General features: G+C 69.3%; 2 protein-coding genes. Both read right to left on the minus strand.

The features are described 5' to 3' along the window. Window positions 1-6,566 (minus strand): amino acid adenylation domain-containing protein (locus tag AC16DP_RS40565; RefSeq protein ID WP_483956968.1); only part of this gene is annotated, 6,566 nt, incomplete at its 3' end. Continuing rightward, window positions 6,563-11,544, minus strand: a 4,982-nt coding sequence (locus AC16DP_RS40570; protein ID WP_483956969.1) for an amino acid adenylation domain-containing protein, incomplete at its 5' end; no start/stop codon positions are given. The genes AC16DP_RS40570 and AC16DP_RS40565, both read right to left, overlap by 4 nt.

An 11,544-nucleotide genomic window follows, 5' to 3' on the forward strand; every position in this document is an offset into this window, starting at 1 on the left:
TAGAAGGAGCTGCCCGGCTGGAGCTGGTCGAGGAACCACAGACGCTGCTGGGCGAAGGACAGGGGCAGCGAGCCCTCACGCGAGACGCGGGTGAGGGGCGGGGCCTGGATGCCCTGGCCAGCGCGCATGGCCTCCTCGAGCTTCAGCGCCAGAGCGGCGATGGAGGTGGCCTCGAAGAGCGCGCGCAGGGGCAGCTCCACCTGGAAGGTGGCGCGGAGGCGCGAGACGAGCTGCGTGGCCAGGAGCGAGTGACCACCCAGGTCGAAGAAGTTGTCGTGGATGCCGACGCGGGCCACGCCGAGCACTTCGGACCAGAGCTGGGCGAGGAGCCGCTCGGTCTCGTTGCGCGGAGCCACGTACTCCTGGCCCGTCTGCGCCTGATCCGGCACGGGCAGTGCCTTGCGGTCCACCTTGCCGTTGGGATTGAGCGGCAGCTTGTCGAGCTTCACCAGGGCGGCCGGGACCATGTAGTCCGGCAGCTTGTCCTTGAGGTACGCCTTGAGCTCGGAGACCTCGAAGGCCTGACCCTCGCGAGCCACGACGTAGCCGACCAGGCGCCTGTCGCCCGGGGAGTCCTCGCGGACCATGACCACGGCCTCACCCACGCCCGGGTAGCCCACGAGCGCGGACTCCACTTCGCCCAGCTCGATACGGAAGCCGCGGACCTTCACCTGGGAGTCCACACGGCCCACGAACTCGATGTTGCCGCCGGGCAGCCAGCGAACGACGTCGCCGGTGCGGTAGAGGCGCTCACCGGGCTGGGTGGCGAACGGGTGGGGAACGAACTTCTCGGCAGTCAGTTCGGGGCGGTGCAGATAGCCCCAGGCGAGGCCCTCGCCGCCGATGTACAGCTCACCCGGCACGCCCACGGGCACGGGCTGCCCGTTGCGGTCGAGCACGTACAGCGTGGTGTTGGACAGACCGCCACCGATGGGCACGGTCGTCACGTTCTGGGCCACCTGCTCGACGTGGTACCAGGTGGCGAAGGTGGTGCTCTCGGTGGGCCCGTAGACGTGAAGCAGTTTGCCGGGAGCGCCCTTGTTCAACACCTCCCGTACCCACTTGGGATCGGAGGCCTCGCCGCCGAAGTGCAGCTGGCGCAGGACGGAGAAGGACTGGGGACGCTCGCGAGCCACCTGGTTGAAGAGGGCGGTGGTGACGAACAGGACGTTGATGCGGGTGCGCTCCAGGTGCTCGCCCAGGGCGCGAGCGTCGAGGGCGATTTCCTTCGGGACACCCACGACGCGAGCGCCGTTGAGCAGCGCACCCCACAGCTCGAAGGTGGCGGCGTCGAAGGAGGCGTTGGAGGCCTGACCGACGCGGTCGGTCTCCACCAGTTGGATGAAGTTGGTGTTGCGCACCAGGCGGACGACGGCCTGATGGGGAACGCAGACGCCCTTGGGCTTGCCGGTGGAGCCCGAGGTGTAGATGACGTACGCGGCCTGCATCGAGTCGACGGACAGGGAGAGCGGCGCGGTGGGCTGCTGGCCGATGAGCTGCTGGTCCTCATCGAGGCACACCAGCGCCCGATCACCGAGGGGCAGAGACTGCGCGAGGTGGCGCTGGGCCACGACGACGCGAGCCTGGGTGTCCTCGAGCATGAAGGCCAGGCGCTGCTGCGGGTAGGACGGGTCGAGCGGGACGTAGGCGGCACCGGCCTTGAGGATGCCGAGCAGACCGACGACGAGATCCGCCGAGCGCTCGACGCAGATGCCGACGAGATCCCCGGAACGCACACCCTTGGAAGCCAACAGGTGTGCGAGCTGGTTGGCGCGCGAGTCGAGCTCTCCGTAGGACAGCTGCGTCTCGCCGAACTCCAGGGCGATGGCCTGGGGGTGGCGGAGGACGCGCTGCTCGAAGAGCTGGTGGATGCTCTGCTGGCGGGGGAAGCCGGTGTGGGTCTGGTTCCAACCGACGAGCACCTTCTGACGCTCGGTGGCGCCGAGCAGGGACAGCTCGCGCAGCTTGCGGTCGGGAGCGTTGACGATGCCCTCGATCAGCACCTGCAGCTGCTCCAGCATGCGCTGGACGGTGGAGGCCTCGTACAGGTCGGTGTTGTACTCCATCTCGCCCACGAAGCCCTGGTCGGTCTCCAGGAAGCCCAGGGTGAGGTCGAACTTGGCCGTGTCGCCCTCGAGCGTCAGCGGGCTCAGCTTCAGCCCCTGCGTCGCCAGCTCCGGCATGGGAGCGTTCTGCACGGTGAACATGACCTGGAAGAGCGGCGAGCGGCTCTGGTCACGTTCCGGCTGAAGCTCCTCGACGAGCTTCTCGAAGGGCACTTCCTGGTGGGCGTAGGCGCCGAGCGTCGTCTCCTTCACGCGCGCCAGCAGCTCGCGGAAGCTCTGCTGCGGCGAGAGGCGCGAGCGCAGGACGAGCGTGTTGACGAAGAAGCCGATGAGGCCCTCGACCTCGCCGCGGTTGCGGCCGGCGATGGGCGAGCCCACGGAGATGTCGTCCTGCCCCGAGTAGCGCGAGAGCAGAAGCTGGAAGGCCGCGAGCAGCACCATGAAGGGCGTGGCGCCTTCCCGCTGCGCGAGCGACTTCACGGCCAGGGACACGGGAGGCGGCAGCTGAATGCGGCGGGTGGCGCCGCGGTAGGTCTGCACGGGAGGCCGGGGCTTGTCCGTGGGCAGCTCCAGCGCGCGAGGCGCATCCGCCAGCTGCTGACGCCACCAGCCGAGCTGCTTATCGAGCACCTCGCCCTGGAGCCAGCCACGCTGCCAGGCGGAGTAGTCCGCGTACTGCACGGGCAGCTCCGGCAGAGGCGAGGGCCGGCCCTGCGAGAAGGCCTGGTAGAACGCGGCCAGCTCGCGCACCAGCACGCCCATGGACCAGCCATCGGAGATGATGTGGTGCAGCGTGAGCATGAGCACATGCTGGTGCTCGTCCAGGCGCAGCAGCAGGGCGCGCAGCAGGGGCCCTCGGCCGAGGTCGAACGGCCGCAGCGCGTCCTGCGTGGTGAGCTTGCGCACCTCGGCCTCGCGCTCGGCGGAGGGCAGCGAGCGCAGATCCACCACCTGGAGCGGCAGCGCGCCGTTCGGTGCGATGACCTGCACGGCCTGGCCCTGCTCGCTGTGGAACGTGGTGCGCAGCGACTCGTGGCGCTGCACCAGCGCGGAGAGGCTGCTCTCCAGCGCGGCGACATCCAGCGCGCCCTCCAGCTTCACGGCGGTGGGCACGTTGTAGAAGGAGCTGCCCGGCTGGAGCTGGTCGAGGAACCACAGACGTTGCTGGGCGAAGGACAGCGGCAGCGAGCCCTCACGCGAGACGCGGGTGAGGGGCGGGGCCTGGATGCCCTGGCCGGCCTTGAGGGACGCGTCGAGCTTCAGCGCGAGCGCGGCGATGGTCGGAGACTCGAAGAAGTCGCGCAGGGGCAGCTCGGCCTTGAAGGCGGTGCGGATGCGCGAGAGGGCCTGCGTGGCCAGCAGGGAGTGGCCACCCAGGTCGAAGAAGTTGTCGTGGATGCCGATGCGCGGAGCCGCGAGCACCTCGGACCAGAGCTGGGCGAGGAGCCGCTCGGTCTCGTTGCGAGGCGCCACGTACTCCTGGCTCGTCTGCACCTGATCCGGCACGGGCAGGGCCTTGCGGTCCACCTTGCCGTTGGGGTTGAGCGGCAGCTTGTCGAGCTTCACCAGCGCGGCCGGGACCATGTAGTCCGGCATCGTGTCCTTGAGGTACGCCTTGAGCTCGGAGACCTCGAAGGCCTGGCCCTCACGAGCCACGACGTAGCCCACCAGGCGCCTGTCGCCCGGGGAGTCCTCGCGCACCATGACCACGGCCTCACCCACGCCGGGGTAGCCGACGAGCGCGGACTCGACCTCGCCCAGCTCGATGCGGAAGCCGCGGACCTTCACCTGCGAGTCCACACGGCCCACGAACTCGAGGCTCCCCTCGGGCAGCCAGCGCACGACGTCGCCGGTGCGGTAGAGGCGCTCGCCGGGCTGGGTGGCGAACGGATGGGGAACGAACTTCTCGGCCGTGAGCTCGGGGCGGTGCAGGTAGCCCCAGGCCAGGCCCTCGCCGCCGATGTACAGCTCACCGGGCACGCCCACGGGTACGGGCATTCCGTTGCGGTCGAGCACATACAGCGTCGTGTTGGACAGACCACCACCAATGGGAATGGTGGTGACGCCATCACGCACCTGCTCGACGTGGTACCAGGTGGCGAAGGTGGTGCTCTCGGTGGGCCCGTAGACGTGCATCAGCTTGCCCGGGGCCCCCTTCTGGAGGACCTCACGCACCCACTTGGGGTCGGAAGCCTCACCGCCGAAGTGCAGCTGACGCAGGACGGAGAAGGACTGGGGCCGCTCGCGAGCCATCTGGTTGAAGAGGGCGGTGGTGACGAACAGCACGTTGATGCGCGTGCGTTCCAGGTGCTCTCCGAGCGTCCTGGCCTCGAGAGCGACTTCCTTGGGAACGCCCACGACGCGAGCGCCGTTGAGCAGGGCGCCCCACAGCTCGAAGGTGGCGGCGTCGAAGGAGGCGTTGGAGGCCTGACCGACGCGATCGGTCTCGGTCAGCTCGATGAAGTTGGTGTTGCGCACCAGGCGCACGACGGCCTGATGGGGAACGCAGACGCCCTTGGGCTTGCCGGTGGAGCCGGACGTGTAGATGACGTACGCGGCCTGCATCGAGTCGACGGACAGGGAGAGCGGCCTGGTGGACTGCTGGCCGATGAGGTGCTGGTCCTCGTCCAGGCACACCAGTGCCCGATCACCGAGGGGCAGGGACTGAGCGAGGTGGCGCTGGGCCACGACGACGCGAGCCTGGGTGTCCTCGAGCATGAAGGCCAGGCGCTGCTGCGGGTAGGACGGATCGAGCGGGACGTAGGCGGCACCGGCCTTGAGAATGCCGAGCAGGCCGACGACGAGATCCGCGGAGCGCTCGACGCAGATGCCGACGAGGTCCCCGGAGCGCACGCCCTTGGAAGCGAGCAGGTGTGCGAGCTGGTTGGCGCGCGAGTCGAACTCACCGTAGGAGAGCTGCGTCTCACCGAACTCCAGGGCGATGGCCTGCGGGTGGCTGAGGACGCGCTGCTCGAAGAGCTGGTGGATGCTGGGCTGGCGCGGGAAGCCGGTGTGGGTCTGGTTCCAGTCCACCAGCACCTGCTGACGCTCGGTGGCGCCGATCAGGGGCAGCTCGCGCAGCTTGCGCTCAGGCGCGGCGACGATGCCCTCGAGCAGCACCTGCATCTGCTCCAGCATGCGCTGGATGGTGGAGGCCTCGTACAGGTCGGTGCTGTACTCCACCTCCGCGAGGAAGCCCTCCGCCCGCTCCGTGAAGGCGACCGTCATGTCGAACTTGGACGACTCGCTCTCCACCGTCACCGGGCGCATCTTCAGCCCCGGCAGGTTCAGCTCCGGCATCGGAGCGTTCTGCACGGCGAACATCACCTGGAAGAGCGGCGTGCGGCTCTGATCCCGCTCGGGCTGGAGCTCCTCCACCAGCTTCTCGAAGGGCACGTCCTGGTGGGCATACGCGCCGAGCGTCGTCTCCTTCACCTGGGCGAGCAGCTCGCGGAAGCTCTGCTGGGGCGAGAGCCGGGTGCGCAGCACCAGCGTGTTGACGAAGAAGCCGATGAGGCCTTCCAGCTCGCCGCGGTTGCGGCCGGCGATGGGCGAGCCCACGCAGATGTCGTCCTGCCCCGAGTAGCGCGAGAGCAGCACCTGGAAGGCGGCCAGCAGCACCATGAAGGACGTGGCGCCTTCCTTCTGGGCCAGGGCCTTGAGGGACTCGGAGAGCGCCGTGGGCAGCGGCCGCGAGCACGAGCCTCCCTGGAACGACGGCCGGGGCGGACGAGGCTTGTCGGTGGGCAGCTCCAGCACCTGCGAGGCGCCCGTGAGCTGCTTGCGCCAGTAGTCGAGCTGCTTGGACAGCACGTCGCCCCGCAGCCACTCGCGCTGCCAGGCGGCGAAGTCCACGTACTGCACCGCCAGCTCCATCAGCGGCGAGGGCTTGCCCTGCATGAAGGCCGCGTAGAGCATGCCCATCTCACGCACCAGCACGCCCATGGACCAGCCGTCCGAGACGATGTGGTGCATGGTCAGCAGCAGCACGCACTCCTGCTCCGACAGGCTCAGCAGGCGGGCGCGCAGCAGGGGACCCCGCTCCAGGTCGAAGGGCTTGCGCGCCTCCTCCAGCGCCAGCCGCCGCACCTCGGCGTCGTGTCGCGCGGCGGGCAGCGCCCGCAGGTCCACCGTCTCCAGGGCGAGCTCCGCCTGGGGCGCGATGACCTGCACCGGCTGGCCCTGCTCCGAGCGCAGCGTGGTGCGCAGCGACTCGTGGCGCCGCAGCAGCTCGTTGAAGCACCGGCCCAGCGTCGCCGCGTCCAGCGCCCCGGTGAGCCGGATGGCCATGGGGATGTTGTAGAAGGCGCTGCCCGGCTGGAGCTGATCCAGCAGCCACAGCCGCTGCTGGGCGAAGGACAGCGGGTGCAGGTCCGTGTCGCGCGGCCGCCGGGGGATGCCCGTCTTGACGTTGCCGGCCTGCTTCTGACGAAGCTGACGCAGCAGCAGCTCCCGCTTCTCGGGAGGGAGCGATGCGAGGCGGTCGTAGACGTCACTCATTTGGAGGAGACCTTCTTGGTTGAATCGTCGGACTGAGTGTTCGAGAGGAGGGCTTCCGCCTCTTCCTCGGAGAGTTGATCGAGCTCGGCCATCATCCGCTCGAGCTCCGCGGTGTCGACCTGCGAGGCCTGCTCGTTGAGGATCCGCACCGCGATGTTGGCGATGGTGGGCTCCCCGAAGAAGTCACGCAGGGGCAGCTCCACCTGGAAGGTGGAGCGGATGCGGGAGAGGGCCTGCGTGGCCAGCAGCGAGTGGCCACCCAGGTCGAAGAAGTTGTCGTGGATGCCCACGCGGGCCACGCCGAGCACCTCGGCCCACAGCTCCGCGAGCATGCGCTCGGTGTCGTTGCGCGGGGCCACGTACTCGCGGTTCGTCTCCACCCGGTCCGGCACGGGGAGGGCCTTGCGGTCCACCTTGCCGTTGGGGTTGAGCGGGAGCTTGTCGAGCTTCACCAGGGCCGCCGGCACCATGTAGTCCGGCATCCTGTCCTTGAGGTACGCCTTGAGCTCGGAGATCTCGAGGCCCTGGCCCTCGCGCGCGACGACGTAGCCCACCAGGCGCTTGTCGCCCGGCGTGTCCTCGCGCACCATGACCACGGCTTCGCCCACGGCGGGGTAGCCCACGAGCGCGGACTCGACCTCGCCCAGCTCGATGCGGAAGCCACGCACCTTCACCTGCGAGTCCACACGGCCCACGAACTCGAGGCTCCCCTCGGGCAGCCACCGCACGATGTCGCCCGTGCGGTAGAGGCGCTCACCGGGCTGGGTGGCGAACGGGTGGGGGACGAACTTCTCGGCCGTCAGTTCGGGACGGTGCAGGTAGCCCCAGGCGAGGCCTTCACCGCCGATGTACAGCTCGCCGGGGACACCGACGGGCACCGGCTGCCCATTGCGGTCGAGCACATACAGCGTCGTGTTGGACAGACCCGCGCCGATGGGGATGGTGGTGATGCCCTCGGGCACCTGCTGCACGTGGTACCAGGTGGCGAAGGTGGTGCTCTCGGTGGGGCCGTAGACGTGCAGCAGCTTGCCGGGAGCGCCCTTCTGGAGGACCTCGCGGACCCACTTGGGGTCGGAGGCCTCGCCGCCGAAGTGGAGCTGGCGCAGGACGGAGAAGGACTGGGGCCGTTCGCGAGCCACCTGGTTGAAGAGCGCGGTGGTGACGAACAGGACGTTGATGCGCGTGCGCTCCAGGTGCTCGCCGAGGGCGCGAGCATCGAGAGCGATCTCCTTGGGGACACCCACGACGCGAGCGCCGTTGAGCAGCGCGCCCCACAGCTCGAAGGTGGCCGCGTCGAAGGAGGCGTTGGAGGCCTGGCCAACGCGATCGGTCTCCATCAGCTCGATGAAGTTGGTGTTGCGCACCAGCCTCACGACGGCCTGATGGGGGACGCAGACGCCTTTGGGCTTACCGGTGGAGCCCGAGGTGTAGATGACGTAGGCGGCCTGCATGGAGTCGACGCTGCGGACGAGCTGCTGCGTGGACTGCTGACCGATGAGCTGCTGGTCCTCATCGAGGCAGATGAGGGAGCGGTCGCCCAGGGGCAATGCTTGCGCGAGGTGGCGCTGGGCCACGACGACGCGAGCCTGGGTGTCCTCGAGCATGAACGCCAGACGCTGCTGAGGATAGGCAGGGTCGAGCGGGACGTAGGCGGCGCCGGCCTTGAGGATGCCGAGCAGACCGACGACGAGGTCCGCGGAACGCTCGACGCAGATGCCGACGAGTTCTCCAGAGCGAACACCCTTGGAAGCGAGCAGATGCGCGAGCTGGTTGGCGCGCGAGTCAAGCTCACCGTAGGAGAGCTGCGTCTCACCGAACTCCAGGGCGATGGCCTGGGGGTGGCGGAGGACGCGCTGCTCGAAGAGCTGATGGATGCTGGGCTGGCGCGGGAAGTCGGTGTGGGTCTGGTTCCAGTCCACCAGCACCTGCTGGCGCTCGGCACCGCTGAGCAGGGGCAGCTCGCGCAGCTTGCGGTCGGGGGCGGCGGCGATGCCCTCGAGCAGCACCTGCATCTGCTCCAGCATGCGCCGGGCCGTGGAGGCCTCGTACAGGTCGGTGTTGTACTCCAGCCACAGCGAGAAGCCCGCGGGCGTCTCGCCGGCCGACATCGTCAGGTCGAACTTCGACGTCTGGCTCTCGGGCTCGATGGCCTGCAGCTTCAGCCCGGGCAGCTTCAGCTCGGGCATCGGAGCGTTCTGCAGGCCGAACATGACCTGGAAGAGCGGCGTGCGGCTCTGGTCACGCTCGGGCTTCAGCTCCTCCACCAGCTTCTCGAAGGGCACGTCCTGGTGGGCGTAGGCCCCCAGCGTCGTCTCCTTCACCTGGGCGAGCAGCTCGCGGAAGCTCTGCTGGGGCGAGAGGCGCGAGCGCAGCACCAGCGTGTTGACGAAGAAGCCGATGAGGCCCTCGACCTCGCTCCGGCCACGGCCGGCGATGGGCGAGCCCACGCTGATGTCGTCCTGTCCCGAGTAGCGGGACATGAGCACCTGGAAGGCCGCGAGCAGCACCATGAACGGCGTGGCCCCCGCCTCGTGTCCCAGGGCCTGGAGGGCCTTGGAGAGCTCGAGGGGCAGTTGCGCCGTCATGCTGGCACCGCGCGACGTCAGCACCGTGGGACGGGGCTTGTCGGTGGGCAGCGTCAGGGCCTGCGGCGCCCCGGTGAGCTGCTGGCGCCAGTAGTCGAGCTGCCGGGCCAGGACGTCGCCCTGGAGCCACTCGCGCTGCCAGGCCGAGAAGTCCGCGTACTGCACGGGCAGCTCCGGCAGCGGTGACGGCTTGCCCCGCACATGGGCCTCGTAGAGCGCCGCCATCTCGCGCACCAGCACTCCCATGGACCAGCCGTCCGAGATGACGTGGTGCATGGTGAGCATCAGCACATGCACCTGCTCGTCCTGCCGCAGCAGCAGGGGCCGCAGCAGCGGTCCTCGCTTCAGGTCGAACGGCCGGCCGACCTCGGCCCGCACCTGCCGCCGCACCTCGGCCTCGCGCTCCCCGGTGGGCAGCTCCCGCAGGTCCACCACCGCCAACGGCAGCCGGGCCTCGGGGGCAATCACCTGCACGGGCTGGCCCTGCTCCTCGTGGAAGACGGTGCGCAGCGACTCGTGGCGCTGGACCAGCTCCTCGAAGCTCCGCTCCAGGGCCACCACGTCGAGCTGGCCCTCCATCCGCACCAGCATGGGGATGTTGTAGAAGGCCTTGCCCGGCTCGAGCTGCTCCAGGAACCACAGGCGCTGCTGGGCGAACGAGAGCGGCAGGTTCCCCTCACGAGGCACCCGCTTCACGGCCGGCGTCTGGGACACGGGGCTCGTGCCGCGCGAGGCGTCGATGCGCCCGGCCAGCTCGGCCAGCGTGGGCGCGTCGAACAGCTCGCGCAGGGCCAGCTCCATCTGGAAGGCCTCGCGCACGCGCACCACCACCTGCGTGGCGAGCAGCGAGTGGCCGCCCAGGTCGAAGAAGTTGTCGTGGATGCCCACGCGGGACACGCGGAGCACCTCGGCCCAGAGCGCGGCCAGACGCTCCTCCGTCTCGTTGCGCGGCGCCACGTACTCCTGGTCCGTCTGCGCCTGATCCGGCACGGGGAGGGCCTTGCGGTCCACCTTGCCGTTGGGGTTGAGCGGGAGCTTGTCGAGCTTCACCAGGGCAGCCGGGACCATGTAGTCCGGCATCCTGTCCTTGAGGTAGCTCTTGAGCTCGGAGACCTCGAGGCTCTGGCCCTCGCGCGCGACGACGTAGCCCACCAGGCGCCTGTCGCCCGGCGTGTCCTCGCGCACCATGACCACGGCCTCACCCACGGCGGGGTAGCCGACGAGCGCGGACTCCACTTCGCCCAGCTCGATGCGGAAGCCGCGCACCTTCACCTGCGAGTCCACGCGGCCCACGAATTCGAGGCTCCCCTCGGGCAGCCAGCGCACGACGTCGCCGGTGCGGTAGAGGCGCTCACCGGGCTGGGTGGCGAACGGGTGGGGAACGAACTTCTCGGCCGTCAGCTCGGGGCGGTGCAGGTAGCCCCAGGCGAGGCCTTCACCGCCGATGTACAGCTCACCGGGAACGCCCACGGGCACCGGATGCCCATTGCGGTCGAGCACGTACAGCGTGGTGTTGGACAGACCCGCGCCGATGGGAATGGTGGTGATGCCCTCGGGCACCTGCTGCACGTGGTACCAGGTGGCGAAGGTGGTGCTCTCGGTGGGCCCGTAGACGTGCATCAGCTTGCCGGGAGCGCCCTTGTTCAGCACTTCCCGCACCCACTTGGGATCGGAGGCCTCGCCGCCGAAGTGCAGCTGGCGCAGCACGGAGAAGGACTGAGGCCGCTCGCGAGCCACCTGGTTGAAGAGAGCGGTGGTGACGAACAGGACGTTGATGCGCGTGCGCTCCAGGTGCTCTCCGAGGGCGCGGGCGTCGAGGGCGATCTCCTTGGGGACACCCACGACGCGAGCGCCATTGAGCAGCGCGCCCCACAACTCGAAGGTGGCGGCGTCGAAGGAGGCGTTGGAGGCCTGGCCGATACGGTCGGTCTCGGTCAGCTGGATGAAGTGGGTGTTGCGCACCAGCCGCACGACGGCCTGATGGGGGACGCAGACGCCCTTGGGCTTGCCGGTGGAGCCCGAGGTGTAGATGACGTAGGCGGCCTGCATCGAGTCGACGGACAGGGAGAGCGACCCGGTGGGCTGCTGGCCGATGAGGTGCTGGTCCTCATCGAGGCAGATGAGGGAGCGGTCGCCCAGGGGCAGGGCCTGAGCGAGGTGGCGCTGGGCCACGACGACGCGAGCCTGGGTGTCCTCGAGCATGAAGGCCAGGCGCTGCTGCGGGTAGGCGGGGTCGAGCGGGACGTAGGCGGCGCCGGCCTTGAGAATGCCGAGCAGGCCGACGACGAGGTCCGCGGAGCGCTCAACGCAGATGCCGACGAGATCCCCGGAGCGCACGCCCTTGGAGGCGAGCAGGTGGGCGAGCTGGTTGGCGCGCGAGTCGAGCTCACCGT

This window comes from Archangium sp., assembly GCF_057119385.1.